Genomic DNA, 26,519 nt, shown 5'->3' with positions numbered 1-26,519 from the left:
GACAACCGCCCCCACCTGAACGACCTGCGCCTGCGGCTGGGAGGTTCAACCGTGTGCTGCCTGTCGATCCGGGTGCAATGTCCGCAAACTACACCGACGACGATGAGGGAAAGCGCGTCGTCACGAGCGACGGCGACGAGATCGGCATGGTCAAAGAGGTTCGCGGCGGGTCGCTCCACGTCGATCCGGACCCCGGCATGACCGACTCGATCAAGGCGACACTCGGCTGGGGTGACGCCGACGAAGGGACGTACGAACTCGACGACAGTCAGATCGAGTCGGTCACCGACGACGAGATCCGACTGAGTCGGATGTAACGCGCGGCAACCGCTCCCTAACTCCTGACACACCACGACCTCGGCTCGCGATCCGTTCCGCTCCGGGGGAACTCGCCTCCAATTCCGGGAGGCGATCCGCCGCCGTTCTCGAGAAGAGGGCCACGAGTGACGCCGAAGAGTCGATGCTCGAGTCGACACGCGGACGTTCCATCACGGTCGTGAGACGCGACCGTCCCTCGTGGTCCGCCCGTTCGATCGCAATTCGTTCGAAACGGGCCGCGTCCGTCCGAACGCAACGCGACGGCGAACCCACAGCCCTTATGCTCGTCTCGCCAGTACCGAGAGCCAATGCACGTCATCGGAACCGTCGGGTTGCCGGGCAGCGGCAAGGGCGAGGCCGCCACGGTGGCTCGCGAGGCGGGAATTCCCGTGGTGACGATGGGCGACGTCGTCCGCCAGGAGACCGCGGATCGCGGGCTCGACCCGTCGAAAGATCACGGGGCGGTCGCCCAGGCGTTGCGCGACGAGAACGGCCCGACAGCGATCGCCGAGCGCTCGCTGCCTATGATCCGGGATCGACTGGAGGCTCACGAGACGGTCCTCGTCGACGGGATTCGCTCCGAGGCCGAAGTCGACGTCTTCGAAGACGCGTTCGGCGAGGCCTTTACCCTGCTCAGCATCGAGGCGCCGTTCGAGCTGCGAGCCGAGCGCCTCACGGCGCGCGGGCGCGACGCGAGCGAGGCCGACGGCGGCGAGTCGCTCGAGGCGCGCGACGAACGCGAACTCGGCTGGGGGATGGGCGAGGCGATGGATCGGGCCGACGCGGTCGTCGAAAACACGGACTCGCTCGAGCACTTCCACGAGCGGGTCCGCGAGATCCTCGAGACGGGACCCGAGGCCACGGTGACACGGGAATGAGCGACGACGCGACGGTCTACCGAGTCGACGTCGAGGTGACGGCCCCGATCTACGACACGGAGGTCACCGATCGGGTCGTCGACGCCGTCGAAAACGTCTTTCCGGAGGCGTCGGTCGAGACGAGCCACGGCGAACTCCGGGCGACGGCCCACTCGCTCGAACACTTCTCCGAACTGCTCCACCGCCAGGAGATCCTCGATACGGCTCGCAGCGAGTTCTTCGCGAATCGCGACGGGCAGACGTTCTCCTTCTCGCTGAAGAAACAGCCGGCCCTCCACGGCCGCGCGACGTTCGCCGTCGGCGAGCCGGACGAACTCGGCGAACTCGACGTCCGCGTCCGGGTGGACGAGCCGTCGCTCGAGGCCTACGTCGACCACGTCGCACCGCCGACCGAGGACGGCAGACCGGTCGAGTGAACCGACGAACGCGCCGACGCGTCGTCCGCTCGACCCGAATTCGGTAGCGAGACGACCCCCTCACAGCCTATAGGCAAGGGGGTGCAGATCCGGTCCCCGATAAACACATACCGACATCGATATATAGGGAGACGAGTTCCGGATCACCGACGTATCAGGCCGTGTATCGACCCGAACGTCTATACTCCCCCACTGTCGAATTCAGTACATGTTTTCGGACGACGAGGCGGATCGGTGGGCGATCCCGCCGACCGAGGCCTTCTCGGTCCTCGGAAACGAGATTCGCCTGGGCGTGCTCTGGGCGCTCTGGGAGGCCGACGAGCCGAAGTCCTACGCCGAGCTCCGACGTCGCGTGGCGCCGGAGGACCACGGGAATTTCGGGTATCACCTCGGGAAGCTACGCGATCAGTACATCGAGAAATCACCGGAGGGGTACCTGTTACGCCAGCCGGGTGAGCAGGTGATTCGCAGCGTTCTGAAGGGGTCGTTCACCGACGATCCGTCCATCGAGCCGGTGACCGTCGACCGGGAGTGTGCGTTCTGCGGGTCGCCGGTCCAGGTGAGCTACGAGGACGAAACGCTCACCGTCAGCTGCACCGGCTGTCCCGGCCTGATCGGCGGGTCGCGCCCCGACGGGACGTTCATGAATTACGAATTCCCGCCGTCCGGACTCGCCGGCCGGTCGCCGGCGGAACTCGTCGACATCGCCCACCTCCACTACGATTCGAAGATCATTCCGATGCTCAACGGGATCTGTCCGGAGTGTGCCGCCCAGGTCGAGGCGACGTTCGAGGTCTGTTCCGACCACGAACGCGACGCGGGACTCTGTTCGACGTGCGACCGTCGCGACGAGGCGTGGGCGGTGCTTTCGTGTGACCACTGTGAATACGAGCGCCTCTCGGTGGTCTGGTCGTGCGCCTTTTACCACCCGTCGGTCGTCACCTTTCTCTGCGATCACGGCGTCGACGACCTCTTCTCCTTCCGAGAACTCCTCTGGGAGGATCCGCGGATCGTCGGGAACGTTCGCACGGAACTCCTCGGTCGCGATCCGTACCGGTTCCGGGTGGTGCTCGCGATGGACGACGAACGGCTCGCCGTCGAACTGACCGACGATCTGGAGATCGACGCCGTCGACCGGTCCGCTCGCTGAGACGGAAGGTGAATAGATGCTAACAGTAATCGGGTACGGATCATCTATTTGCAATGCAGATCCATAATGGTAATCTATGCCACGCGTCGCCACCGAACTCGATATCCGGACCGTCTGCACCCTCGTCGGTGCCGAGCGTCGCCAGCGAGTTCTCGAATACCTGCAGTCGGCGGATGGGGTCGTCCGGACGGGAGACGTGGCCGAGTCGGTCGCCACCTCGATCGACGTTCCCCCCTCGGAGGTAGAAACGCGCCTGATACACGACGACCTGCCGAAATTCGCTCGAGCGAACGTGATCGAGTACGATCCGCGACGCGGGACGGTCGAGCCGACCGGCCGCGTCGAGACGCTGTGCGAGGTGACGAGTGCGATCCAGGAAACGATCGAGTCCCAGGTGAGGGTCTAATTGGCCCTCCCGATCGGGTCCGCGGCCGTCAGACCGAGTCGAAACGGCTCTGCTGGCGCCAGTTCGAGACGCGCAATCGATGGTCCGAGGCACGCGGCTCGTGGCGGAACCACGCGGCGAGGACGAGAACGGTAGTCGCGGATAGCGGCGCCCGCGGGATCGGAGAGCGGGTGGGCCTGCAGTTCAGCCGAACGGGCCGCCGCCCATGCCGCCCATCCCGCCGCCACCGCCGCCCTGCTGTTGCATCTGCTGCATCATACGCTGCATCTCCTTCTCCGAGCCCATGCCCTGGAACTGCTTGATGGTCTGTTCCATCATCTTGTACTGCTGGAGCAGTTCCCGGACGGACTCCTCGCTGGTGCCCGACCCGCGGGCGATGCGCTCGATCTGGCTGGCGCCGATGGCGCGCGGATACTCCTTTTCCGCGTCGGTCATCGAGTCCATGATGACCTGGAACGTGTGCATGCGTTCCTCGGTGACGTCCATCGCGTCGTCGGGCAGCTGATCCTTGATCCCGCCGCCCATGCCGGGGATCATGTCCAAGACCTGCGAGAGCGGGCCCATGTTGTTCATCGCCTCGAGTTGCTTCTGCATGTCGTTCAGGGTGAAGTTGCCCTGCAGCATCTCCTCGGGGTCCCAGTCGTCCTCCTCGATGTCGGTCTGCTCCATCGCGCGCTCGACGCGCTCGGCCAGCTGGCCGAGGTCGCCCATCCCGAGGAGGCGGGAGATGAAGCCCTCGGGCTCGAAGCGCTCGATGTCGTCGACCTCCTCGCCGGTCCCGAGGAAGGCGATCGAGGAGTCGGTCTGGTCGACGGCCGCCAGCGCGCCGCCCCCTTTCGCGGTCCCGTCTAACTTCGTGATGACGACGCCGTCGATGCCGATCGAATCGTCGAACTCGCGGGCCTGATCCTTCGCGCCCTGCCCGATCGCGGCGTCGAGCACGAGCAGGGAGGTGTCGGGCTCGACGACGCCCTCGATCTCCTCGATCTCGGCGATGAGGTCGTCCTCCAGGGCGTGGCGACCCGCGGTGTCGACGATGTGAACGTCGGCCTCGGACGTCTCCTCGAGGCCCTGTCGGGCGATCTCGACCGGATCCTCCGCGTCCGGGTCGCCGTAGAAGTCGACCTCGGCGCGGTCGGTCATCTGCTGGGCCTGGTCGTAGGCGCCCGGCCGGAACGTGTCGGTCTGGATGACTGCCGGCTTCAGCCCCTTCGTCGAGAACCACCAGGCCATCTTCGCCGCGGACGTCGTCTTCCCCGACCCCTGCAGGCCGGCCAGCAGGATCGTCTGCTCCTCCAGGGGCAGTTCCGTCGACTCGCCGATGAGGGCGACGAGTTCCTCGTAGACGATGCGCAGGATGAAGTCCCGCGCGGGCGTTCCGGCGGGCGGCTCTTCCTCCAGGGCCCGCGTCTCGATGCTGTCCGAGAGGTCCATCACGAGCGAGACGTCCACGTCGGCCGAGAGCAGCGATCGCTGGATCTCCTTGACGACCGACTGGACGTCCTCCTCGCTGATCCGGGACTTCCCGCGGAGGTCGTCCAAGGTCCCCCGCAGCGAACTCCCGAGGTCGTCGAGTACCATTTGCTGGAGGTACGGGGTGACGCCGTTAAAGGCTTTTCTCGCGCGGGTCGGTGGTGTTCAATGAGGAGCGTGACGAAGTGAGGCGGTGGCAATCTCGAGTGAGATATCAGAAACCGACCGCCTCCCTGGATGCACCAGCAAGATCGACTCGAGCATTGTAACGCGAAATGCGACGTCTCGGCTGGGTACGAAACTCGCCAGTCAGCTTCAGCCGACTGGGCTGTCGCTGGCAAATACGGTCTCGAGTTCTCGACGGCGCCAGCTGACAGCTCGCCACCATCACTATCAGAAGTCCGTCCTCCCCCAGTTCGCCGGCACGGACGAGCAGTGCTGCCATCGATGGGGTCGATGACTGGACTCGCGGTGACTACCGGGTTGCTCGCGACCCAGCGGACTACCCCCCAATTTATCGCCGTCAGTGAGTCCGAGCTCAACGCCCGGACGATATTCTTCGATCGATTCGGATTCCGACCGCGGAGAATCGCCGGCCTGCTGGCGACATCGATGTGCCATCCAGGTCGTCTTCGAGCCGCGGTTACGGATCGAGTCCGAGATGATCGACGGACGACCCGTTATTGCGCTTCAGGAAACCGCGGCGTTCGCAACCGGGTACGACGGAACCATCGAGTCCGCACCCGACACGGTCCGGATGTACGACGTCATCGACACTGACGCGAGCAACCGCATGGAGCACTCGATTAGTCCCGACTCCGATACGGAAGCGTTGTGACGTCGAATGCATCGTAGTGCCGGTCATACGTCACGATATGATCGATATCCAGGGCATCCATGTGGGTGGCCACGACGAAATCGGTGAAGGAGGCACCCAAATCGGTCCACTCCACGAACGTCGCTTTGGCGTCGTCGAAGACGGCCCCGGAGACGGATTCGAACTGATAGACCGCACTATCGTCGAGGGTCGCCAGGAAGGATGCTGCATGCTGCACCGATGCCTGTTTTTTCAGCCGCGTTGCAGCTTCGTCAACGATGTGGTCGTTGACGACGAGCCGACGATACGGGAGGTCACCGTCGCGAACGAACGCCATAAACGCCCGCGAGACCGGGTGCATTCTATCGGACGGATTGAACAGGGCGTACAGGAACTTCGGACCGACGACGACCTGATGCCGGACGTGGCCCGGACGAAAATGCTCGGCCGTGACCGTCCCGATCGTGGTCTCGACTGGTTCGGCCATGCGATATCAGGATTTCGCGGACGGGTCGTCGGCAAGCGTGAAATCCTCGCCGCTCCACTCCTCGACGAGATCATCTTCGTCGCGAGCGTCGGTCTCCGCCGACGCTGCCGGAGCGTCCGCGAGCTCGTCGAGGACGGTGAACGCCCGGTCGGCTGGATCCGCTCGCTGTTGTCGCTCGATCCACTCGATCAGCGCCTCGCGCCCGGCTTCTTTGAGCGACAGCCCATTTTCCGTTGCGAACTCCCGGAATCGATCGTATTCAGTTTCATCCAGTTCGGTTTGAACGTGCTTGGTGTCGTCGGAACTGCTCATTGCGATTCAGGTAGGTGTTCGCTCGTATGACCTCATGGACTATAAAATGTACTCATGTCTAATCTCATGGACCGATACATTCGAAACACAGCGAGGTGCTATTTGTCCGCAGGTAACAGGATAGAAGCGAATGAGACCGAATGGTTCCCGTCGAACATTCCTGAGTGGAGTACTGGCAGCTACGACGGTTGGTATCGCCGGCTGTTCGGCGTTTTCCAGCACTGCCAGTGACGACGAAACGGCGAGTTTGCGATGTACGACATCGACGCCGATCGAGTACCGCCGCTTCGAACGACCAGAATCTCGCTCGAAGACGGGAATGCCCTCCTCCGAGTGGAGTTGAACGAGTCAGAAATACGAGAGAGGGATGCGACAGTAGTCAACGCGTACACTCCACAAGCAGAACGTCGAACACCGCTATATACGCTCCCCATTCACGAGGGCGACGTCGGACCGGCAGATCGAACGGGTGACGACGGCGTCGTGACCAAGTTCACGTACGTCGATCCGCTACCGGTCAGCGGCCAATTGCGCGTCGAGGTTCAATCGGCAAGCGGGGACGTGCTCGCCTACCGACAGTTCGACTCCGAATGTCGGTAGTTCCCTGTCGCCCCAACATCCCACGATTACCACTGCCATCAGCATCGAAACGCCGAAGCGTTCGATCGCTATGCACCAGACCGACATCCATTTCCACGGACCGAGACAATTGTCACGTATGGCAGATGACGCCCCAGACGACTCCTCGTCGACGCCCGGCACAGCCGTCGAGGCGGGCATCTCGATCACCGTCGAGGACGGACTCTGGATCGCCGACGACGAGGAGACCGGCCTCTCGAGCCAGGGCCCGACGAAAGCCGACGCCCTCAGGAATCTGGCCGCGACCCTCGAAACGGTCGAGGAAGGCGAAACTGACGACGGGGACGACTGGCTCTGAGCGGGCCACCAGACAGGTTGGGGTGGGACAAACCTATGATTACCCGGTCGTACAGTCACGTATGGAAGGGGGTTGTCCGTTCTGTGCGATCGCGGCCGGCGAGCGGGCGGTGGCAGAACTCTACCGAACCGAGGACGCCGTGAGTTTCCTCGACGAGAACCCGGCCGCGACGGGGCACGCGCTGGTCGTTCCGACGACACACTGCGAGGAGCTACTCACGGCGGCCGACGCGATCCGCGACCCCGTCCTCGACGCCGTCGGCGAGGTGGCCGATCGCCTCGACGCCGTCCTCGATCCGGACGGCTTCAGCACGTTCTATACCTCGGGCCCACTGGTGGGGACGGTCGATCACGCCCACGTCCACGTCGTTCCGCGCGAGACCGACGACGGGATCGGCCTCTCGCTCGATCGCCGCGAGCTCGACGACGAGCACGCGGCGGCGCTGGCGGAGCGGGTTCGACGGGTCGATTGAGGATCGAGTTCGCCAGCTCGACTGCTGGCCGGACTGGGACGTCTCCGTCCGGTACTCGACCACCGGCTTGTCGCCGTCTCGATATCCGTCCGGCCACCATCTCGATCACCCGCTGTCACCTATTTGCGCGCGGCCGTGGTGAGACGACCGTATGCGCACGTTCGACGTCGTCGTCCTCGGCGGCGGCTCCGGCTCGCAGGTCGCGACCGCGGCGGCGAAGCAGGGATTCGAGGCGGCCGTCGTCGAACCGGGGCCGATCGGCGGCGCCTGTATCACCCGGGGTTGCGTCCCCTCCAAGGGACTAATCCACCGGGCGGATCTCTGTGAAACGATCCGTCGCGCCGATCGGTTCGGCGTCGACGCTACCCTCGACGGGATCGAATACGGGGCGGTCGTCGATCGCGTCCACGACACCGTCTTCGAGAAGGCCGATCGAGCCGCGGAATCGCTCGAATCGACTGAGAACGTCACCCTGTACGACGCCGCCGGCCGCTTCGTCGACGACCGCGAGATCGAACTCGACGGCGGGGACGCCGACGGGGAACGGATCCGCGGCGAGCACGTCGTGATCGCCGTCGGGGGCCGGCCGGTCGTTCCGCCGATCGACGGCGTCGAGGACGTGGAGATCCTCACCAGCGACGACGCGCTCTACCTCGATTCGGCGCCCGACAGCCTGGCCATCGTCGGCGGCGGCTACATCGGCGTCGAACTGGGTCACTTCTTCGACGCCGTCGGGGTCGACGTCACGATCGTCGGGCGGAGCGACGTCCTCGTCCCCCGGGAGTCGCGCGCGGTCAGCGAGGCCGTCACGCGCTCGCTCTCCGACCGGTGTACGGTCCGCGCGGGCCACGAGGCGACCGAGATCCGGGCGAGCGACGACGGCGGACGAGTACTCCTTGCAGAGCCCGCGACCGAGGGCGGGGATGACGACGATGCCAACGGCGGAGAGGCGATCGAGATCCGCGCCGACGAGATCCTCCTCGCGACGGGCCGCCGGCCGAATACCGACGACCTCGGGCTGGACGCGACGGGGGTCGAGACGACGGACGACGGCCACGTCTCGACCGACGAGACGCTCGAAACCGACGTCGACGGGGTCTGGGCGCTCGGCGACGTCCTCCCGGCGGATCCCTTCAAACACGTCGCCGATCGCGAAGCGGAGGTGGTCGGTACGAACGTGCTGGCCCGGCTCCGCGAGGACGGTGGCGAGCGGGGAAGCGATCCGGAGACGATGGACAGGGACGTCGTTCCGCACGCGATCTTCACCGACCCGCGCGTCGCCAGCGTCGGCCCGACGCCGGCGGCGCTGGACGAAGACGATATCGAGTACGACGCCGTCCGCGTCGGGTACGACGTCGCGCCGCTGGGGCTGCTCCTCGACGAGCCGGAGGCGTTCGTGCAGGTCCTTACGGCCGCGGACGGCGAATCGATCCTCGGCTGTCACGTCGTCGGTCCCGACGCGCCCGTCCTGATTCAGGAGGTCGTATCCGCGATGACCGTCGGCGGTGGCGCGGTCGAGGACGTGCTGGACCCGATACACGTCCACCCGGCGCTCTCGGAGGCCGTGCTGGGCGCGTTCGCCGCATGTGCGTCGCGAGAAATTTCGACCGCCCCGGACTGGCGGGACGTCGGGTCCGAATCGGAGTGACCACCGTTCAGCGCGATCGATCAGGGGGACGCGCGAGCGATGGGGCGCCGCCGTGCCGGCCGAAGCGGTCGACTGAGTCGACAACGCTTCGGTCGAGCGACCGGCGTGTCGACGAGTGACGCGTCGCCTCGAAGAACCGCGAGTAGGGGTCAGTCTGCCGACGGGCGAGTTACTCCTCGGCGAGCAACCGATCGGCCAGTTGCTCGGGGTCGAAGCGCTCCAGATCGTCGTACTCCTGGCCGACGCCGAGGAAGAGAATCGGTTTGCCCGTCACCTGCGCGATCGAGATCGCCGCGCCGCCGTTGGAGTCAGCGTCGGCCTTCGTCAGGATGGCCCCGTCCATTTCCACGGCCTCGTCGAACTCGCGGGCGCGCCTGACGGCGTCCTGGCCCGCCACCGCCTCGTCGACGAACAGCGTCATGTCCGGGTCGACGACGCGGCCGATCTTCTCGAGCTGGTCCATCAACCCCTCGTCGGTGTGGAGGCGGCCGGCCGTGTCGCCGAGGACGACGTCGACGTCGTTCGCCTCGGCGTACTCGACGGCGTCGTAGAGGACGGCCGCCGGGTCGCCGCCCTGCTGGTGGGAGATGAGTTTGGTCCCGCGCGCCTCGGCGTGTTCGGTAATCTGCTCGTTCGCACCCGCGCGGTAGGTGTCGCCGTTTGCCATGACGGTGGAGTAACCCCGCTCTTCGAGCCAGCGGTCGAGCTTGGCGATCGAGGTCGTCTTCCCGACGCCGTTGACGCCGGTGAAGACGATCACCAGGGGCTTTTCGGCCTCGGCGACCCGCTCCTCGACGTCGAACTGGCCGACGCTGATCACGTCGACGATCGCCGTCCGCAACGCGTCCTCGACGACCTCGCCGGTCGACGTGGTGAACGTACGGGTCTCGCCGACGAGTTCGTCGCGCATCGTCTCGACGATCTCGTCGACGACGCCAACCTCGACGTCGCTCGACAGCAGCGCCAGTTCGAGCTGGTCGAGCGGGCCCTGCAGGTCGGCCTCCTCGATGACGAATCGACCGCGGGCGAGCGAGGCCGCCTTGCGGCCGAAGCCCGCGGAGCGCTCCGAGGTTTCAGCCTCGCCGGCCGAGCCGATGAGACCGGAGCTGTCGGCCGAATCCTCGGCGTCCGCGGTTGGTTCTGCGTCTGCGTCGCTCGTCGCGGACGTCTCAGTAGACGCCGTCGCCTCCGAGGACGCTGTCGCTTCGGCGGATTCTGCCACCTCCGGGGATTCGGACGTCGCACCCTCGGAGACCGCACGCTCGGCCGCCGACCCCGCGGACGCGGACTCCGCGGTTGCGTCCTCGGTGTCCGCGGCCCCGTCTTCGGGCGCTGCGACGCCCTCGGACCCGGCCCCGTCGGCGGAGTCGGCCTCCTCGGGCGCCTCCGATGCGGGGAGTTCCTCGGCGTTCTCGTCGGCGACGTCTTCGGCCTCGGAGCGGAAACTCCCGAGCTTCTCCTTCAGGTTGTCGAACATGTCACTCGTCGGGCTCGGACTCCCCGCCCATGCCGCCCATCTGCTGCTGGAGGGCCTGCTGCTGCATCTGCTGGGCCTGCTGTTCGAGCTCCGAACTCTCGGATTCGAGGTCCGCGATGCGGTCGTTCACCTCGTCGATCCGGTCGTCGAGGTTGTCCTTCTTCCGTTCGAGCGTCTCCGTCGCGTGCTCCTGATCGAACTCGGCGGCGTAGTCCGCGCCGAGTTCGACGATGACCTCGTCGATATCCTCGACCGTCGCGCGGACGTAGGCGCCGCCGCCCAGCGGGACCTGAACGGTCGAGCCGGTTTCGAGCGTCTCGACGGCCTCGATCGCCTCGTCGATCGCCGATTGCTCCTCGCGGATCCCCTCGATCGTCTCCTCGAGGCTCGTGATCGACTCCTGGATCTCCTGGAGTTCCTGCGATAGGGCCTGCAGTTGCTGTTGGTTGGCGCTCATCGCCGGGTCACCTCGCTCGGGCTGGGTTGGTGATTCGCCGCGAACGCGCACGTCGCTGAGTCGTTCATACTCGATCATCCGGCAGGCAGGCGGAAGAATGTTCCCTTCCGGGGCCACGGCGCTCGGTCCAGCGGCGGACGTATCGAACAGTCTGACTAGCAAACGCGCAGGAGGCCTTCGGGAGGGGCCCGCCGATACACCGTACTGTCGGTGTCAGTCCGCAGAAACACGTCACTCAGTTACCCGCGTTAGTCGATGTAGCCGAGCGCGTCCTCGATGCGGCCGAGTTCCGGCCCCGTGGTGTCCTCGCCGACGACGTAGCCGGCCGCGTTGGCGAGCAGCCCGGAGCCGACCAGCGGCGCGCCGTAGTTGATCGTCCCCACGTCGGCCCGGACGTCGAGCGTCTCCTCCAGCAGATCGAGTTCCTCGTCGGTCGACTTGGGGTGACAGAGGACCCCCTCGTCGGTCGCGACGGCGGCCGTGCCGACCGTCCGAACGCCGGCGAGGTCGCCGCGTTCGACGGGGACGTCGAGGGTGTCCTCGACGGCCTGTACCGCCTCGCGCGAGAGCTCCGGGTGGACGTACGCGCCGGACCCGTTAGCGAGGACGACCGTGCCGGCGGCGTTGATCTCGCCGGGAAGCGTCCCGATCGGGACGTCGACGGCCTCGGCCAGGCGCTCGCGTTCGTACTCGTAGAGCCGGTTCGAGACGAGCAGGCCGTTCTCGTTGCCGGTCGCGAGGACGCCCACCGTGGACGAGCCGCCGATGGTCGTCGGGACGGCGCGCACGTCGAGCTCGTCGGCGATGGCGGCGACCTGCTCGTCGTCGGCGTCCGGCCGGACCAGCAGGTACTCGCCGGTCGCGACCGCGAAGACGCCGACGTACGCGGAGCCGGCGAAGGAGGCGCGGAGCAAGTTACTCGGCGAACTCGGCTTCGACAACCGGTTCGCCCTCTTCGTCGAAGCGTGCGGCCCGAACCCGCAGCTTCCGCGGCGGGTTCGCCCGGCCGTCGGCCCAGATCGCCTCGTTGATCGAGGGATCGAGGCGGACGACGTCGGTCTCGACGGCGAAATGCTTCGCCAGGTGCTCGCGGACGATCTTCATCGCCCGGTCGGCGGCCTTGTGGTTCGGTGCGGCCTTCACCTCGCGGAGCGGGACGGTGACGACGCGCTCCTCGAAATCACTCGCGCTCATTATTCGTCGGTGTCGTGGCGCCGCCAGTTGCGTCGCTTGGGGTTTCGCTGCGTGTCCATGTCGGTCTTGAGCATGACCCACGCCGGGACGCGACTGTTCTGGTTCTCGAGTTTCGCCAGGCGCTTCTTCTTGCCCTTGGACTTCTTACCCATAGTGCCCGACTGTTGCCCACCCTCGGTTAAAGGCTTGTCCATCCCGCGTGCGTCCGGCCCGGCCGGACGGATTGCCCGACTCCCGGCGGTTTCGAGGATCTCAGTCTGTTCAGAACGAGAAAACGCTCGACGGAGTGCCGACGACCCTACTAACTGACGGAAGTCATCGAGTATTCGGGCGCGACGTTGCGTCCATCTCGGTTGGCGACGAGCCCTCGTGCGCAAGCGATAGATCGCGCCCGTTGGCAGATAACGCGTCGCAGTACTGTTGCAGTCTGCATGCGAAACGCCCTCGAACAATGGCGCCTTCGGCGCGGTTCGCTGCCGAATGCTTTTATCACAGTCCGCTTAGTGGGAGGTATGCCCACGGACCTGGATGATAACGCGACTCGTGAGGCGGTGAGAGACGTTGGCCGATCATCCGATCGACGTGGGGATCCTGTTCGGTTCTCGGGCGCGCGGTGACGCCCACGCACGTTGGGGACGACGAATCCGTCGACCGATTGCGGGAATCCCTCGCTGTCGAACGTGACGACGATTCCCGGTCGCCGGCCGAACGATTCGACGAGATTCTCGAAACGATCGACGAGCACCTCGCATGACGCTTTCGGACGCCGACATAGAGCGCGTGTTGACAGCCGCAAAGACCATCGAAGAAAGCGTCACCATCCTCGCGGAGTACCAGTCGATGGATCGAAGGGCGTACAAATCCGATCGAGTTGCCCGGGACGTGGTCGAACGGCGATTCGTGAAGGCGACCGAGGCCGCACTCGACGTCGCGCGGACGATGGTTCGTGCCGAATCCGGGTCCGTCCCCGATACGAACCGCGAGATGATGCAGTCGCTGAACGATGTCGGAATCGTCGCGGCTGAACCGTCCGAAGCGATGGCCCAAGCGGCTAGCTTTCGGAACGTACTGGCTCAGACCTACGGAGACGTTATCGACGACGATATCGTATACAACAGGATCTCGATCGATATCGAAGGTTTCTGCACGACGTTCGTTCGTACCTCGACGAAACCGGTGCGTTGTGACCGATCCGGTACGCAGTATCCGTCTTTTTTGACCGGTGGCCACCACGAAGAGGGCGAGTTCGTCGGTCCACTCGTGGTCGGCGACGGTGGCGATTCTCAACGCGTTGCAGGTAGTGGGCGATCCAGCATTCGGTCGAGCGGCGTCGTGTGCGCGTTCGCTGGTTCATCGCAGCACTCGGTCTGCGTACCGGCAGACCGCCGCCGTCGTCGCCGCCGAGAGCGCCGTCTCGTGGCGCCAGGCTACCGCACCGTCCGACTCGGGTTCCGCCCTTGCCGGTCGCCTCTCAACGCAGCCGCGTCCGGGCCAGCGCGTGTCTCCGGGCGCGGTTCCCGCGAGGCCGCCGCCGAGGCGCCGAAGCGGGTCGATCCGTTCCGAGCGACCGGCGTAGGCCGTCGCCATCGGGGAGACGACGCGGACGTCCGGTTCCGGCGCCGCGACCGACCCGAGCGCGTGCTCGCACGGGGCCCCAGCGACCGCCTCGGCGTCGGGCTCGGAGAGAAAGGCGTGAAGCGCCTCGTGAATCGCCATGTTCTTCGTCACCGCGCGGCCGTCCCAGCCCTCGGTCGCGCCGACGTTGACCACCGCGAACGAGGACCGCTGATCGCCCATCCCGACGGGCGCCGCGTCCGGCAGCACCCGCCCGTAGCCGAGCTGGTAGTCGAACGGCCCCCACCACAGCAGTAGGTGACACACGGGCGCGTCCGCATCGCCGGCCGACTCGACCGCCCCCCGAAACCGATCGTAGAGCCGTTCTGCCGGCACGACGGCGTCGAGTGGCGACGGCACCGCGAACGGGGGACCGACGGACGAGCCGCGATCGACCGCGACGTCGAGCCACTCGCGGCCGGTGTCGCTCGCGTACGCCTTGATCTCGCCGAGCGCGGCTTCGATCGCCGTCGCGGCGGCTTCGTGCGCGCTCGTCCAGTCCGAACCCAGCGCGCCGGGGCCGTCGCGCAACCGGCCGTACACCGGCGTCGGGCCCGCGTACAGCCGGACGGAGAGTGTCGCGGCCGCTTCCTCCGACGCTGCCGCGGCCGAGCCGGCCCCCGGCGCCACGATCCCCGTCGTCCCGGCCACCGCGCCGAGGACGGTCCGACGAGAGCAGCACCGCGGCGGCGAGTCAGCTTCGGCCTCGCCGTCACCGATCGTTTTCTGGCCGTCGTGCGCCCAGTCGGCAGCCGTCGCTCGATCGCTCTCCGTCTCGGTGCTGCCGCCCTCGTCGCCGCCCCTCGTCGCGCCCGATGGATCCGTCTCACGCGCCCCCATGCCGGGGAACCCGACACCGGCGAGTTGCTTTATCCCTGCACCGGTACAACGGGATTACCGTCTCGTCGCGGGGTGAATTCTCCGGGTACGGAGAACGAACAGGTCGCAGCGCGACGGAACGGACGATACTCTGGACGGGACGCGACCGAATCCACGCGGGCGCACGCCGAGGCGACCGTGCGCCGTCAGCCCGCGTCGCTCACTCGAGCGAAACCGACGAAACGGTCTCGTACACGGGACCGTCCGGCGTCAGCGTACTCTCTTTCAGGCGCAATTCCGAGACGGTCGCCTCGCCGACGATCGGTCCGCGCTCGCCCGGGTGCTGGGCCGCGAGCGCGTCGGAGTCGATCGGCTCCCAGTCGGTGACCAGCTCCTGGACGAGGTCCTTACCGCCGGCGTGTTCCATCCGGGCGAGCGTGACGTGGGGCATGAAGTCGTGCGATTCCGGGTCGAATCCCATCGCCGTCGTCCGGGCTTCGACCGCCTCGTGCAACTCGGTGAGTTCCCGCCCACCGTCTTCGACACCTAACCAGAGCACCGAGATGTACGAGAGATCCGGAAAGACGCCGAGGCCGCCGAAGGTGGCGGCAGAGGGGGAGACGCCGGCGTCCTCGACGGCCGCGGCCAGTTCGCGTTCGATCGTCGAGACGCGCGCCGGGTCGACCTCGCCGAGGAACTTCACGGTCACGTGAGCCTGTTCGGGGTCGGTGAACGACAGCCCCGACGCGGCCGAAAACGCGTCCTGAACGTCGGCGATCGCCGGCGCGAGAGCGTCGGGGAGGTCGACGCTGACGAACAGTCGCATGTGAGCGCGTTCGACCGCGACGCGCTTGAACGCACCGCCGCCGGTCCAGACGGACGACCCATCGTGTCGCAGGTCTTAACCCGCCGGGCCGCCTACGGCGCGATAATGACCGACGACGAGGGAGACGACCGGCATCGCTTCTCCGAGGGCGCCGGCTTCGACGAGTCTTACGACGAGTTCGACCTCGATCCCCCGGAACTCGCCGTCGACCCCGGGAAGGTCGACCCGGTCGACTCCCGGGCCGTCTCGGACCTGCTCGACGAGCGACAGCTCTCGACCGAGGACGTCGAGTCCGAAGAGTTGCTCGACGTCGGCCTCAACTACATGCAGATCAACCGCTTCGAGCAGGCGACGGAGGCCTTCGAGCGCGCGGCGCGCTTTACCGAGGACGATCGGCTCGCCCAGGAGGCCTGGACGAACAAGGGCGTCGCCCACGCCGAGTTAGCGGAGTGGGACGAGGCCATCGGCGCCTACCGCGAGGCGATCAACGTCGTCGAGGCGACCGAGGTCGAGACGAGCGAGGACGAGACCTCGAACACGCGCTCGGCGAGCGAACACGCCGCGACCGCCGAGAGCAACCTCGCCTTCGCCCTCTGGGAGTACGGAGAGACCGCCCAGGCGCTCGAACACGCCGAACGGGCCGTCGAGCGCGATCCGCGCTTCGCCGAGGGCTGGTACAATCGCGCCTTTTTCCTCCAGGAACGCGGCCTCTCGGACGAGGCGCTTCGCTGCATCGACAACGCGATCAGGCTGGGTATGCGCACGTCGCAGGTACTCGAGGAGAAGGCCCGCATCCTCGAGGACCTGGGCGAGTACGACGAGGCCGAGCGCGTCAGCGAGGAGGCCGACCAGCGCCGGGAGGAAGCCGAGCAGCGACTGATCGACGACGAACAGGACGCCGCCCGGCTCGACGAATGAGCGACGGATCGGGGTCCCCGTCGCTGATTCTCACCGAGCGCCGGACGCCCAAAGGCGTACTCGTCGCCGCCTGCGACACCGAGGTCCTCGGCGAGACGTTCGAGGCGGACGGGATTTCGCTGACCGTCACCGAGGAGTTCTACGGCAGCGACCCGGTCGACCTGGCGACCGCCCGCGACGCCCTCGCGCGGGCCGACGTCGCCAACCTCGTCGGCCACCTCGCGATCGAGGTGGCCGTCGACGTCGGCATCGTCGACGAGGCCAACGTGCTGGAGGTCGGCGAGACCGTCCACGCGCAGGCCCTTCGGATGTGATCGTCTCGGCGACGGGACGCGTTCGAGCAGCGTTGTGCGAACAGCGGCCGCGTCTGCGTTCTCGTCATCGAAATCCACCCGTCGTGTACTGATCGCGACGGCGATATCGGTTCAGCAACGTCATTCGTTAAATTTTTACGGAAGACCAGTGGTAATCCACATGGACCATGTCCCGAAGCGATGTCGACGACGGCACCGGGGAGAAACGACCGGCCCGACGGAGCGTGCTGCGCTCGATCGGGGCGACAGGCGCTGCGGTGACCGGAACGGCGGCAGCCGGGTCCGTCGCAGCCGCCCCGGACGAACCCACCGCGTTCATCAAGACCAACGCCACCCAGTCGCGAGCTCGGCGGGCGTTTCGCTCCGAGCGCGGACGGAAACTGCTCGAACAACTCGCAGACCGCGGGCACATCGAGTCGGCCGAGTTCGACGCGCTGCGCGTCGATCGCGTGACGGCCGAACAGACGACCGGCCTCGACGTGCTCACGACCGTCGAGGCACAACACAAAGAGCACGGGCGAGTCGCGGGATTCGTCGCCAAACTGGAGAGCGACAGGTTCGACGGACCGATCACCGTCAGACTGTTCCCGGAAGCCGGGATCGCCGGTGCCGTCGCCGATCGGGGCGGCGAACGGCTCGTTCTCAGTCCCGAGTACGACGGCTGGACCAGGAAGGCCGACGCCGAGCCGATGGACTGTAACGGGTGTTCCGGCTGGACCGAGCGCTGTGGGAGCAACGACTGTGATTGCGGTCGGTACTGCAGCGATTACGACGACATGAACAGTAAATACCTGGCGCACAAGACCTGCAGCGACGGCACGGTCTACTGTGACAGCCACGAGTGCTGGCTGTGCTGTACGTGCTCAAACTGGTGATCCGCCACGCGAACGAATCGGACGCCTGACCGACGCGGCGACGCAATACCGGGCCGAACGACCGTTCGGACGACGAGGCGATCTCGTCGACAATCGACGCGCTGTGCCCGTTCTCGGTTCGCCGACCGGTATCACGGTCGCACGTGCCACCGGCCGGCGTCGCCCGCTCGGGAGCGCGAAACCGACGAGGAAGCCACCGAACAACAGTTCGCGATGTTACAGCGCCCGATGGATCTGCCCGCAGCCGATCGGCGGTGTCTCGACGAGCGTCGCGACGCCCTCGAGGAGGACCTGGATCGCATCGTCTCCGCCCTGCTCGCGGAGATTCCCCACGAGCCGCTGCGGGAACAGGTCGAATTGCTCGCGTTCACCCCCAACGACGCGCTCCCGAAGCGGCGGCGTCGACCGAAGTGGGAAGTCGCGTTTCTGGTCGACGGGCTGGCTCGGGCGTTCGGCGTCGACGGCCAGCCCCGGGACACCGTGCTGGGGTTTTCGCTCTGCATCAACGAATACTACGACATCTTCGACGACGTCGTCGACGGCGACGTCGCCGACGGTGCGCGCGGGGAAGTCGTCGCCACCTGGCAGGTCATGTTTCCGCTCTGTGCGCGGCTCGTCCACCGGCTCGGCGACGACGCCGTCGAGTACTGGACGGAGCTGGGGATGGGGCTGATGGAAGCGCCGCTGGCCGGCGTGTTGACCGATCCAGGTCTCGATCCGTACCTCGAGATCGTCGAACGGCAGGGCGACCTGTTCGGGTTTCTCACGGGGTTGTGTGCCGTCCTCGGCGACGAACCGACCCCGACGGTTGAACGGGCAGAGCGCATCGGTCGATCGTTCTTCGCGTTCGAGCAGTTTCTCCTCGACGGCGAACAGTACGGCGGCGGCGAGACCGAGGGGTGGAACCTGTTCGCCCTGGCCGGCACGAACGAGGCGATCGACAGGCTGGTCGAACGCCGAATCGCGTACGAGCGAGCGTGTCGGATCCTTCCCGAGCACCAGCAGTCGACGCTTACCTCCCTCGTCGCGGTGGATCTCGATCGCTGGCGCGAAACGGTGCTCGACGGTGGCGACCGGCCGGATGGCGCGAGCGGATCGAGCTGATCTCCGGACCACCAGCCGACGGTGGCCGCCGGCCGCCGCGAGGCGGTGTCCGTCAAAGAGAACAACGGGGCAGCAGAGTCGTGATCGTCCAGATAAGGGCCTGGTGATCAGCCCCCGATGCCGACGATCCGCTGGTGAATGGCGGTCACGTCGGCCGGGGTGATCTCGCCGTCTCCCGTCAGGTCCGCACACGCCGGGTTGACGAAGCCCGCCGGATCGAGTCCCGCGATGTGACGCAGGGTTAGCGTCGCGTCGAGCGACGTGACCGTTCCGTCGTCGTCCACGTCACCCGGGGTCGAACAGGCCGTCTCGATCCCGATCGCACCCGACCGATACACGTCGGGCTGGATGGTGACGGAGCCGGCCCGAAGCTCGGTGGCGGCCGCCTCGAAGGAGAGGGCGGTCGAATTGCCGGCCGCACCGACGGCCTCGAACGAGAGGGAGGCCACGGTCGGCGCATCGACGGCGTCGTCCCCGCTGACGGTCAGGGTGACCACGCCGTTGCCCGCCTCAACGGCGGGGTCGGCCAGGTCGACGCCGGTCGCGTTCTCGAACGCGACGACGTCTGCGTCGTAGTGGATTTCGGCGGCGTACCCCGTGATACCGTCGCGATCCGTTTCGAGGGGAATCGTCGCGACCTCCCCCGCGGCGACGCTTTCATTGCCGAGTTCGACGACGCCCGCCTCGGCCTCGATCGCGACGGAGGCGGTAGCGGTATCGTCCTCGCTGCTGACGGTCACGGTGCCGGTGCCGGCGTCGCCCGCCGCAGTCTCCCAGACGAGCGAGCGCTGGGTCGAGTTGCCCGGCTCCAGCTCGACGACGGTCGCGTCCACGACCGTCCCGTCGAAGTCGACGAGTTCGATCTCCTGATCAGTCGGCCCGCCTTCGACCGAAGCGTTCGGCTGGTCGGATTCGATCGCGACGTCCACGACGAGGTCGTCGCCTTCGGTCACCGGCGCGTTGGTCCCGACGATCTCGACGTCGAACGTCGGCGCCCGTTCGACGGTGATGGGTTCGGTCACCGCGTCGGTCGTCGTCGCGATCGTCGCGGTGACGTTGCCGGCTTCGGCCTCGGCGGGAGTCCAGGACAGCGCGACCGTCGCCGTCGATCCCGCCTCGACCTCGGCGACCGTCTCGGCGACGACGTCGTCGTCGATCGCGAGCGAGACGGTATCGGTCAGGTTCGTCTCGCTGGGATTGGCCAGCGTCGCGTTCACCGCGACCGATTCGCCGACGGTGACCGTCTCCGGAATCTCCACGGACGCGAGTTCGACGACGGGCGCGAGTTCGACCGTCGCCTCGGTCACGTCGTCGGGATCGACCGTGAGCGGTCGCTCGACCGGCTGGAATCCGTCGCGATCGACCGAGAGGGTCCGGTTGCCCGCCGGGGCCCGAAACGCGGCCGTGCCATTTTCGGCGGTCGCCTCGCCGACCCCGTCGACGAACACCCCAGCGTGGGCGAGCGGGTCGCCATGGTGATCGATCACGTCGATCGAGACCGACCCGTGTTCCGGAACGACCGGCCCGACCTCGTCCTCGAACACCGCCGACGAGCGGTCGGTCTCGACCGCCGAGGAGTCGGCGACGAATCGGACGGGGTCGCCGTCCTGGAGACCCGAAAGCGGAATCGAGACGCGCTCGAACGTCGTCTCCGACGGCCCCGTTCCGTCGAGTTCGACGGTGGCGTTACCGTATTCCACGGTCTCGTTGCCCGCGGAATCGACCTCGACGGCCCTGACCGTCGCGGTCGTCGGCAGCGATCCGCGGTTGGCGACGTCGATCCTCGCCTCGAGTCGGCCGTCAGCCTCGACGTAACCTGCCGGCCCGTCGACCGCCAGATCGGCGGCGAAGAGGGGCGTTCTGAGCGTCCGGTTCGCGATCGCCGCCGGGTCGAGATCGCCCGCGGGGTCGATGACGAACCGTCCGACGGCCGAGGCGTTCACCGACGTCGGATCGACGGTGAGGTTCGCCGTCGCAGTGCCGTCGACCGGCACCGCATCGACCGCGAGATCGAACGTCTCGTTGCCGTACTCGAGTGCGACCGGCACGGACTCGGCCGGGATGTCGCCCCCGTTCGCGACGGTGACCGTGATCGTCCCGTTGCTCGCGTTCGCCGCGGCAACGGTCGTCTCGACGTCGTCGATCCGCAGGGCCGGGGTGCCGGTCGTGAGGGACGTCTCACTCGGCAACCAGCCCTCCCGTTCGGCGAGCACGTCGGTCCCGCCCGCGCCGGACGGGTCGACGGCGACCGAGAGCGTCCCGCTCTCGTCCGCCGTCGCGTCGAACGTGCCGGTCGCCGTCTCGTTCGGTGCCAGCGGCCCCACCGCCGCGGTCGCGATCGTCTCGTTCGCCGACGAGAGCACGACCGGAACCGTTCCGTTACTCGCGGTTTCGCCGACGTTTCGAACCCGGTACTCGACCGACAGGGAGTCGCCCGCGGTTACGTTGGACGGCGCGTCGGCGGCGACCGAGAAGTCCGGGTGGAAGTCGTGCCTCGCCACGAAGATGTCGTTTTTCGTCTCCGGACCGAAGTCGGACGCGGCGTGAATCAGGCTGAACGAATCGCTCTCGAGCGCGGCGTCGGAGTGATAGAGGGAGATATTCGCCTCGGGACCGCCGACCACGCGACGATCGACGACCCACTCGCCGTCCCGGGCGAACCGATAGGCCAGGTCCGGGGCCGGCTGGGTCTCGGGACGGCCGCGATAGGTCAACAACGTCTCGTTGCCCTCGACCTCGAGCGAGAGTTCCTCGAGTCCGGTCATATTGCCCGCCAGCGGGAGCGACTCGAATCCGTCACCGTCGTGATAGGAGAGGTTCGGTTCGTCGAGCGGGCCGTCGACCCAGGCGAGCTGACCGCCGTCCGCGTCGTGGTCGACGTACTGGCGGCTCTCGTTGCGGAACTGCTCCTCGTAGGTCCCGTTACCGGAGACGGTCCCCCGGACGACCGCGCCCCGCTCGGTGCCGTTGACCTGGGGTTCGTAGTACGAAAGGTCGAACCCGTCGTCGGTCGCACCCACCGCGGGCGACATGGCGTCCGCGATCGCGCCGCGCTCGATCACCCCGCTGCCGTCGTGGACGACGTACTCGACCGAGCGATTCTCGTAGACGGTGCGGTTCGCGTCCGGATTTCGCTCCCAGGCGACGAGCCACCGATCGTCGCCCGCGGCGACGACCGGCGCGTGCGTGAGGTCGTCGCTGTCGGTCACGAGCGTCGGCTCGCTCCAGGTGTCGCCGTCGTACCGGGCGATCGCGATCTCCTGGTGCGGATAGACGTCTTCGGGACCGGAGGCGTTTATCGCTTCGAGGTCCGCGTCGGTTTTGGTCCAGGCGAGGAGTCGGTCCCCGGTTTCGTCGCGCACCGCGATCGACGGCGTCGCGTCGTGGCGCTCGTCGTCGGTGAGCAACACGGGGTCCCCCCAGTTCGAGCCGTCGTGCGTTCGGACGACGATGTCCCGGCCCTCCAGGGTCGATCGGTTCTCCCCCTGGGAACTCCAGACCGCGACCGTCTCGCCGCCGCTGGAGGCGATCGCGGGTTCGGTGTCCTGGTACGGCCGGTCGGTGAGTCGCGCTGCGGTCGTGGCACCCGTGGTGCCGAGGGCCGCGCCGGCGGCGTCGGCGGACGCTTCGTCGACGGTCGGGACGCCCGGAAGCGGATTCGTCCCGCGCCTGTCCTGAAGCCGCCAGTCCCCCTCCTCGATCTCGGCAATACCGGGATCGCCGTTTTGGAGCGCCTCGATCGTCGCTGCAGATTCCGCGCCGAAATTGGCGCTCGCTTCCGGCCAGATGATCGAGAGCGATTTGGTGAACACGGTCGCGTCGAGCTTGCCGTTGAGGAATCCCTTCACGGAGATATTACCGCTCTGGAAGGCGAGTCCCGGGGGCAAGTCGAACGTCGCCTGCGAACCGAGTTCGAGGCCGGCCGTCGCGGAGAGGTCGACACCGGGTGCGACGTTCGTTTGCGCCCGCGTCGCACCCGTTACCCCGGCCTTCCCGACGAAATCCCAGTTGCCGGTGCCGTCGGCGACGAAGTCCGTGCCGACCTGACCGCCGATAATCACTTCGATCCGCTCGCGAAGGACCGGCGGCGAGAAGGGGAACACCCGTTCGAGCCCGGCGAGGAAGTAGATCTTGGACTTCTTCGCCAGTCCGTTCCCATCGAACCGGAGATCGGCACCGCCGCCGCCAAGCACTTTGTTGCCGGCGACCTCGGTTTTGCCGGTGATCTCACCGCCGAGATCGATCGTGCCCGACGGAACGGTGGCCCCGATCGCCGTTTTCGCCGTGAGATCGAATCCGAGGTCGGTCCGCCACGGCGTCAGCGGACCGAGCTCGTCGTACTCGTTCGCGTCGTCGACCAGCACGAGTTCGAAGAACGTCATCCGCACCGTCGGGATCAACGATCCGGATGCGCCGTCGTAGGCGACCCGGTCGGCGATGGCGCGGGGCGCTCCCCGGTCGCCGACGTCCAGCAGAAACTGGACCGAGGATGGGACGCTGACGACGTCAAGCGACGTCGTCTCCGACGCCTCGTTGCCCGCCGCGTCCGTGGCGGTGATCGTCGCCGTCGCGTCGCTGTCGAGCTCCGAGGTGTCGACGACGACCTGCCAGACGTCGTTGTCCGCGTCGATCTCGCTTCCCTCGAAGGTCGATCCCTCGAGTTCGACGGTCACCGATTCGACCGGTTCGACCGACCCGACCCGGACGCGATAGAGGTTCTCTTCGGTGACCGACTCCAGAATGCGCCCGCCAAGCGCGTCCGCGTAGTCACGGATCACGATCGCGGTGTCGTCGACCTCGATCGTCCTCGTCACCGTCTGCCCGTTCGCGCTCGCGGACACCTCGTAGGTTCCCGCCTCGTCGTACCGGTGGGAGACGGCGAGGCCGCTCGCCGTCTTCCCGTCGCCGAAGTCCCACTCGACGTCCTCGCCGGGCAGGCAGGCCCGGAACTGGACCGGTGCGGCGATCGAGGGGTCGTCGGGGCGAACCAGAATGTCGGTTTCAGCGCACACCTGGAGCATGTGGGTCACTGACGTCCCCCCGCCGGCGTGCTCGATCGTTCGACGGTCCTGGACGGTCCCGTAGCTGGCTTCGACCACGTAGGTGCCCGCCTGAAGCGGCACCGACCACGACCCCTCGTCGTCAGTTCGGGTGGTCGTAACGGTCTCACCCTCCGGGGTTCTGATCTCGACGTCGACGCCCGGAAGGGTTCGGTCGCGGCCGTCCACGACGATCCCGGTCACGGACGGATCGGGCGAACCGTCCCAGCCCGCGTGGTGGCCGAGCGTTCCGAGGCTCACGCGCGAACCCGTCGAGTCGCCGTCCGCCGGATCGTCAACGACGGTCGGCGAGGAGTAGACCGCCCTCCCCGTATTCACCGACCACTCCGCCGTCCCGGTTTCGGCGTTCACGGCGTAGACGCGATCGTCGACGGAGCCGACGTAGACCGTCCCGTCTGCGACCGTCGGCGTCGACCGGATGAACTCGCCCGTCCCGAACGACCACCGCTGGCTGCCGTTCGCGGCGTCGATCGCGTAGAGTCGCCCGTCGTCGGAGCCGACGTAGGCGGTCCCGCCGTCGATCGTCACCGACGAACCGCCCCACGAGCCGGCGTCGGCCGACCACCGCTCCGTTCCCTCGGCGGCGTCGATCGCGTACACGTCGTTGGAACGAATGTACACCGTTCCCCCGACCACCGTCGGAGACGCGTAGATCCGGTCCCCCGTGTCGAAGGACCACAGCTCCGCGCCGCTCTCGGCGTCGATTGCGTAGACGCTGTTGTCGTACGATCCGACGTAGACCGTGCCGTCGAAGACCGTGGGCGACGACCGAACCCAGTCGCCGGTCTCGAACACCCACTGCTCGGTGCCGCTCTCGGCGTCGATCGCGTGGACGTTGTTGTCTCTCGCGCCGACGTAGACCGTCCCGTCCACTACGGTCGGCGACGAATAGATTTTGCCGCCGGTCTCGTACGACCACGACTCGGTTCCGTCGGCCGCGTCCAGTGCGTGCACGGTGCCGTTTTTCCCGACGATGTCGTATGAGCCGACGTAAACGGTCCCGTCTACCACCGTCGGCGAGGAGAACATCTCGCTGTGTTCCGTCCCGGCCTCGAACCGCCATCGCTCGGTACCGGTTGCCGCGTCGATCGCGTACACGTTCGCGTCGTCGTCTGGGACGTACACCGTCCCGCCGACGACGGTCGGGGAACTCAGTATCCCGTTTTCGGCCTGGAACGTCCAGCGGACGTCACCCGAGTCCGCGTCGATGGCGTACAGTTCGCCGGTCTGGGACCCGACGTACACCGTCGAATTGGCAGCCGCGCTGGCCCCGTCGGAGCCAGCGCTCCGTGCGGCGAGCCTCGCCGCCAGATCTGCGGTCGTCCCGGCGGCCTCGACCGTCGCTGCCGGCTCGAGTACCGAGTCTGCCGGCGCGTGCGTTCCGTCGGTCCCGGTGCTCGTCACACCAGCCTCGTCAGCTGTTGCCGGCGCGTGGGCCGCAGTGGCGACACCAGCAAGTGCCGCGATTCCGACCATCACGACGAGTGCCGCGAGCACCGCGCTCCCGCTCGGTCGGCCCCGTGATACGCCCAGCATCCCTACGAACTACCTCCGCAGTTCACTTCGGGCGAACGATGCGTCGTACCGTAAGGAATCCGTACACTGGGGAAGAGCGCCTCCGACTCGTCCCACAAAATTCCGCACCTGTCGAGGAGGTTCGCAGTGACCATTACCATATCTTGACGCTCACTGAAACATGCATACCGACGCATAAATTAGTTACTATTCTAACTCTATTTAACTTGAGGGAAGCCACATTTATGCTAGTGATCGGAATCGGGGGTCGCACGCTGAGCCGTACGAATCGGATGTGCAGCCGGGGACGACGTCAGTCAGTGACCGTCGATGGCTGTGCGACGTCTCGGTGGTCGAAGGGTGGCGGACGGGAGTACCCGCCGCGATAGTAGCGGGCGCCCGCTCGCATATCCACACATCGAGGAATCCCATGACACCCGCCCACGGTTGAATCCGTGGGCCTTCTCCTCGTTTCGCTGTAACACGATGGCGAATCCGCCGGCAGGACAGCGTCGTCGAACCACGACACAAGGTAAACTGCATCGGGGCTCGGCCCGGGGGCAGGCGATCGCCTGCGCCTGGAGACGCCATTCCGGGTCGCGCGTCGGCAACCACTCCGGGTCCGCGTAGTAGATCACCGTCAGCTTGTGCGTAGCCGTCCCGACCGTCACACGTATCGGCAATGGACGCGTGCTGGGAAACCCTTATGCGCGACGCGCGGGAAGCTGGAGGTACGATATGACTGTCACGCTCAAGGACTTCTACGCGGACTGGTGTGGGCCCTGCAAGACCCAGGATCCGATCCTCGAGGAACTCGAAGACGACTGGGACGGGCGCTTCGAGGTCGAGAAGGTCAACGTCGACGAGGAGCAGGACGTCGCCAACGAGTACCAGGTCCGGTCGCTCCCGACGCTCGTCGTCGAGAACGACGACGGCATCGTCGAGCGGTTCGTCGGCGTCACCCAGCGCGAGGACATCGAAGACGCGCTCGAGTCCGCCGGCGCGTGAGATCGCGGACGCTTTTCGATGGGT

The 26,519-nt window shown here is 66.8% G+C and carries 24 protein-coding genes and 1 pseudogene; 14 read left to right on the top strand and 11 right to left on the bottom strand.

The features are described 5' to 3' along the window. The first annotated feature begins 77 nt into the window (after positions 1-77). The 5 genes from MXA07_RS04730 to MXA07_RS04710 all read left to right on the top strand — a co-directional run bounded on the left by MXA07_RS04730 (position 78) and on the right by MXA07_RS04710 (position 3,168). Complete coding sequence (locus MXA07_RS04730; RefSeq protein ID WP_247730900.1) at positions 78-317, top strand: PRC-barrel domain containing protein; 240 nt, start codon at positions 78-80, stop codon at positions 315-317. 309 nt (positions 318-626) lie between these two features. After that, complete coding sequence (locus tag MXA07_RS04725) at positions 627-1,196, top strand: AAA family ATPase (RefSeq protein WP_247730899.1); 570 nt, start codon at positions 627-629, stop codon at positions 1,194-1,196. Continuing rightward, positions 1,193-1,612 (top strand): RNA-binding domain-containing protein, encoded by a 420-nt coding sequence (locus tag MXA07_RS04720; protein ID WP_247730898.1) that lies wholly within the window; start codon positions 1,193-1,195, stop codon positions 1,610-1,612. The genes MXA07_RS04725 and MXA07_RS04720 overlap by 4 nt, the downstream gene beginning before the upstream one ends. 208 nt (positions 1,613-1,820) lie before the next feature. Next, positions 1,821-2,762: a DUF7351 domain-containing protein gene (locus tag MXA07_RS04715; RefSeq protein WP_247730897.1), complete on the top strand. Its 942-nt coding sequence runs from the start codon at positions 1,821-1,823 to the stop codon at positions 2,760-2,762. A 76-nt stretch (positions 2,763-2,838) separates the two neighbouring features. Next, positions 2,839-3,168 (top strand): DUF7344 domain-containing protein, encoded by a 330-nt coding sequence (locus MXA07_RS04710; RefSeq protein WP_247730896.1) that lies wholly within the window; start codon positions 2,839-2,841, stop codon positions 3,166-3,168. 183 nt (positions 3,169-3,351) lie between these two features. Here the strand turns inward: MXA07_RS04710 and MXA07_RS04705 are convergent, their stop codons facing one another. The 3 genes from MXA07_RS04705 to MXA07_RS04695 all read right to left on the bottom strand — a co-directional run bounded on the left by MXA07_RS04705 (position 3,352) and on the right by MXA07_RS04695 (position 6,257). Beyond that, entirely contained in the window at positions 3,352-4,749 is a 1,398-nt protein-coding gene (locus MXA07_RS04705; protein ID WP_247730895.1) for a signal recognition particle protein Srp54, read from the bottom strand. Positions 4,750-5,447: 698 nt separating this feature from the next. Further along, positions 5,448-5,945 (bottom strand): type II toxin-antitoxin system VapC family toxin, encoded by a 498-nt coding sequence (locus tag MXA07_RS04700; RefSeq protein ID WP_247730894.1) that lies wholly within the window; start codon positions 5,943-5,945, stop codon positions 5,448-5,450. A 6-nt stretch (positions 5,946-5,951) separates the two neighbouring features. After that, on the bottom strand, positions 5,952-6,257 hold the full coding sequence (locus tag MXA07_RS04695; protein ID WP_247730893.1) for a hypothetical protein: 306 nt from the start codon (positions 6,255-6,257) through the stop codon (positions 5,952-5,954). A gap of 718 nt (positions 6,258-6,975) precedes the next feature. Between MXA07_RS04695 and MXA07_RS04690 the strand changes: the two genes are divergently transcribed. From MXA07_RS04690 to MXA07_RS04680, 3 genes are all read left to right on the top strand, one after another. After that, a complete protein-coding gene (locus MXA07_RS04690; protein ID WP_247730892.1) occupies positions 6,976-7,194 on the top strand; it encodes a type II toxin-antitoxin system HicB family antitoxin in 219 nt (72 codons plus the stop codon). A 61-nt stretch (positions 7,195-7,255) separates the two neighbouring features. After that, positions 7,256-7,666, top strand: coding sequence for an HIT family protein (locus MXA07_RS04685; protein WP_247730891.1), 411 nt, complete (start codon positions 7,256-7,258; stop codon positions 7,664-7,666). A gap of 151 nt (positions 7,667-7,817) precedes the next feature. Further along, complete coding sequence (locus MXA07_RS04680; RefSeq protein ID WP_247730890.1) at positions 7,818-9,314, top strand: dihydrolipoyl dehydrogenase; 1,497 nt, start codon at positions 7,818-7,820, stop codon at positions 9,312-9,314. A 169-nt stretch (positions 9,315-9,483) separates the two neighbouring features. Here MXA07_RS04680 and ftsY read toward each other — a convergent pair whose 3' ends face one another. From ftsY to MXA07_RS04655, 5 genes are all read right to left on the bottom strand, one after another. Continuing rightward, a complete protein-coding gene (ftsY, locus tag MXA07_RS04675) occupies positions 9,484-10,791 on the bottom strand; it encodes a signal recognition particle-docking protein FtsY (protein WP_247730889.1) in 1,308 nt (435 codons plus the stop codon). 1 nt (position 10,792) lies between these two features. Continuing rightward, entirely contained in the window at positions 10,793-11,248 is a 456-nt protein-coding gene (gene pfdA / locus MXA07_RS04670) for a prefoldin subunit alpha (protein WP_247730888.1), read from the bottom strand. 248 nt (positions 11,249-11,496) lie between these two features. After that, positions 11,497-12,162 carry a translation initiation factor IF-6 gene (locus MXA07_RS04665; protein ID WP_247730887.1) on the bottom strand — a complete coding sequence of 222 codons (666 nt, stop codon included), beginning with the start codon at positions 12,160-12,162 and terminating at the stop codon, positions 11,497-11,499. Between the two features lies 1 nt (position 12,163). After that, complete coding sequence (locus MXA07_RS04660; protein WP_247730886.1) at positions 12,164-12,442, bottom strand: 50S ribosomal protein L31e; 279 nt, start codon at positions 12,440-12,442, stop codon at positions 12,164-12,166. Next, on the bottom strand, positions 12,442-12,594 hold the full coding sequence (locus tag MXA07_RS04655) for a 50S ribosomal protein L39e (protein ID WP_247730885.1): 153 nt from the start codon (positions 12,592-12,594) through the stop codon (positions 12,442-12,444). The genes MXA07_RS04660 and MXA07_RS04655 overlap by 1 nt, the downstream gene beginning before the upstream one ends. Positions 12,595-13,192: 598 nt before the next feature. On the opposite strand from MXA07_RS04655, the pseudogene hepT reads away from it, so the two are divergent. Next, positions 13,193-13,525: pseudogene (gene hepT / locus MXA07_RS04650) on the top strand (type VII toxin-antitoxin system HepT family RNase toxin); the annotation flags it as partial. Positions 13,526-13,792: 267 nt separating this feature from the next. On the opposite strand, the gene MXA07_RS04645 reads toward hepT, so the two are convergent. Together MXA07_RS04645 and thpR are read right to left on the bottom strand one after the other, a co-directional pair. Continuing rightward, on the bottom strand, positions 13,793-14,896 hold the full coding sequence (locus MXA07_RS04645; RefSeq protein ID WP_247730884.1) for a hypothetical protein: 1,104 nt from the start codon (positions 14,894-14,896) through the stop codon (positions 13,793-13,795). Between the two features lie 199 nt (positions 14,897-15,095). Next, on the bottom strand, positions 15,096-15,701 hold the full coding sequence (gene thpR, locus MXA07_RS04640) for an RNA 2',3'-cyclic phosphodiesterase (protein WP_247730883.1): 606 nt from the start codon (positions 15,699-15,701) through the stop codon (positions 15,096-15,098). A gap of 105 nt (positions 15,702-15,806) precedes the next feature. On the opposite strand from thpR, the gene MXA07_RS04635 reads away from it, so the two are divergent. The 4 genes from MXA07_RS04635 (at position 15,807) to MXA07_RS04620 (ending at position 18,912) form a co-directional block, all read left to right on the top strand. Further along, on the top strand, positions 15,807-16,619 hold the full coding sequence (locus tag MXA07_RS04635; RefSeq protein ID WP_247730882.1) for a tetratricopeptide repeat protein: 813 nt from the start codon (positions 15,807-15,809) through the stop codon (positions 16,617-16,619). A 23-nt stretch (positions 16,620-16,642) separates the two neighbouring features. After that, a complete protein-coding gene (locus MXA07_RS04630; RefSeq protein WP_247731706.1) occupies positions 16,643-16,933 on the top strand; it encodes a DUF424 domain-containing protein in 291 nt (96 codons plus the stop codon). Positions 16,934-17,100: 167 nt separating this feature from the next. Then, positions 17,101-17,808 (top strand): hypothetical protein, encoded by a 708-nt coding sequence (locus MXA07_RS04625; RefSeq protein WP_247730881.1) that lies wholly within the window; start codon positions 17,101-17,103, stop codon positions 17,806-17,808. Positions 17,809-18,036: 228 nt separating this feature from the next. Further along, positions 18,037-18,912 (top strand): hypothetical protein, encoded by an 876-nt coding sequence (locus tag MXA07_RS04620; protein ID WP_247730880.1) that lies wholly within the window; start codon positions 18,037-18,039, stop codon positions 18,910-18,912. Between the two features lie 107 nt (positions 18,913-19,019). On the opposite strand, the gene MXA07_RS04615 is transcribed toward MXA07_RS04620, so the two are convergent. Continuing rightward, a complete protein-coding gene (locus MXA07_RS04615; protein ID WP_247730879.1) occupies positions 19,020-25,376 on the bottom strand; it encodes an outer membrane protein assembly factor BamB family protein in 6,357 nt (2,118 codons plus the stop codon). 849 nt (positions 25,377-26,225) lie between these two features. Here MXA07_RS04615 and MXA07_RS04610 point away from each other — a divergent pair. After that, positions 26,226-26,495, top strand: coding sequence for a thioredoxin family protein (locus tag MXA07_RS04610; RefSeq protein WP_247730878.1), 270 nt, complete (start codon positions 26,226-26,228; stop codon positions 26,493-26,495). Positions 26,496-26,519 lie beyond the last annotated feature (24 nt).

Origin of the sequence: Halovivax limisalsi, from assembly GCF_023093535.1 — an archaeon.
Lineage (GTDB): Archaea > Halobacteriota > Halobacteria > Halobacteriales > Natrialbaceae > Halovivax > Halovivax limisalsi.
The sequence above is the reverse complement of the archived record's forward strand: the minus strand, read 5'-3'. Positions and strand labels throughout refer to the sequence as shown.

Bases quoted from the DNA above. Each gene is read 5' to 3' on its own strand.
- MXA07_RS04730 (WP_247730900.1), top strand. From the start codon at position 78: ATGTCCGCAAACTACACCGACGACGATGAGGGAAAGCGCGTCGTCACG.
- MXA07_RS04725 (WP_247730899.1), top strand. From the start codon at position 627: ATGCACGTCATCGGAACCGTCGGGTTGCCGGGCAGCGGCAAGGGCGAG.
- MXA07_RS04720 (WP_247730898.1), top strand. From the start codon at position 1,193: ATGAGCGACGACGCGACGGTCTACCGAGTCGACGTCGAGGTGACGGCC.
- MXA07_RS04715 (WP_247730897.1), top strand. From the start codon at position 1,821: ATGTTTTCGGACGACGAGGCGGATCGGTGGGCGATCCCGCCGACCGAG.
- MXA07_RS04710 (WP_247730896.1), top strand. From the start codon at position 2,839: ATGCCACGCGTCGCCACCGAACTCGATATCCGGACCGTCTGCACCCTC.
- MXA07_RS04705 (WP_247730895.1), bottom strand. From the start codon at position 4,749: ATGGTACTCGACGACCTCGGGAGTTCGCTGCGGGGGACCTTGGACGAC.
- MXA07_RS04700 (WP_247730894.1), bottom strand. From the start codon at position 5,945: ATGGCCGAACCAGTCGAGACCACGATCGGGACGGTCACGGCCGAGCAT.
- MXA07_RS04695 (WP_247730893.1), bottom strand. From the start codon at position 6,257: ATGAGCAGTTCCGACGACACCAAGCACGTTCAAACCGAACTGGATGAA.
- MXA07_RS04690 (WP_247730892.1), top strand. From the start codon at position 6,976: ATGGCAGATGACGCCCCAGACGACTCCTCGTCGACGCCCGGCACAGCC.
- MXA07_RS04685 (WP_247730891.1), top strand. From the start codon at position 7,256: ATGGAAGGGGGTTGTCCGTTCTGTGCGATCGCGGCCGGCGAGCGGGCG.
- MXA07_RS04680 (WP_247730890.1), top strand. From the start codon at position 7,818: ATGCGCACGTTCGACGTCGTCGTCCTCGGCGGCGGCTCCGGCTCGCAG.
- ftsY (WP_247730889.1), bottom strand. From the start codon at position 10,791: ATGTTCGACAACCTGAAGGAGAAGCTCGGGAGTTTCCGCTCCGAGGCC.
- pfdA (WP_247730888.1), bottom strand. From the start codon at position 11,248: ATGAGCGCCAACCAACAGCAACTGCAGGCCCTATCGCAGGAACTCCAG.
- MXA07_RS04660 (WP_247730886.1), bottom strand. From the start codon at position 12,442: ATGAGCGCGAGTGATTTCGAGGAGCGCGTCGTCACCGTCCCGCTCCGC.
- MXA07_RS04655 (WP_247730885.1), bottom strand. From the start codon at position 12,594: ATGGGTAAGAAGTCCAAGGGCAAGAAGAAGCGCCTGGCGAAACTCGAG.
- MXA07_RS04645 (WP_247730884.1), bottom strand. From the start codon at position 14,896: ATGGGGGCGCGTGAGACGGATCCATCGGGCGCGACGAGGGGCGGCGAC.
- thpR (WP_247730883.1), bottom strand. From the start codon at position 15,701: ATGCGACTGTTCGTCAGCGTCGACCTCCCCGACGCTCTCGCGCCGGCG.
- MXA07_RS04635 (WP_247730882.1), top strand. From the start codon at position 15,807: ATGACCGACGACGAGGGAGACGACCGGCATCGCTTCTCCGAGGGCGCC.
- MXA07_RS04625 (WP_247730881.1), top strand. From the start codon at position 17,101: ATGTCCCGAAGCGATGTCGACGACGGCACCGGGGAGAAACGACCGGCC.
- MXA07_RS04620 (WP_247730880.1), top strand. From the start codon at position 18,037: ATGGATCTGCCCGCAGCCGATCGGCGGTGTCTCGACGAGCGTCGCGAC.
- MXA07_RS04610 (WP_247730878.1), top strand. From the start codon at position 26,226: ATGACTGTCACGCTCAAGGACTTCTACGCGGACTGGTGTGGGCCCTGC.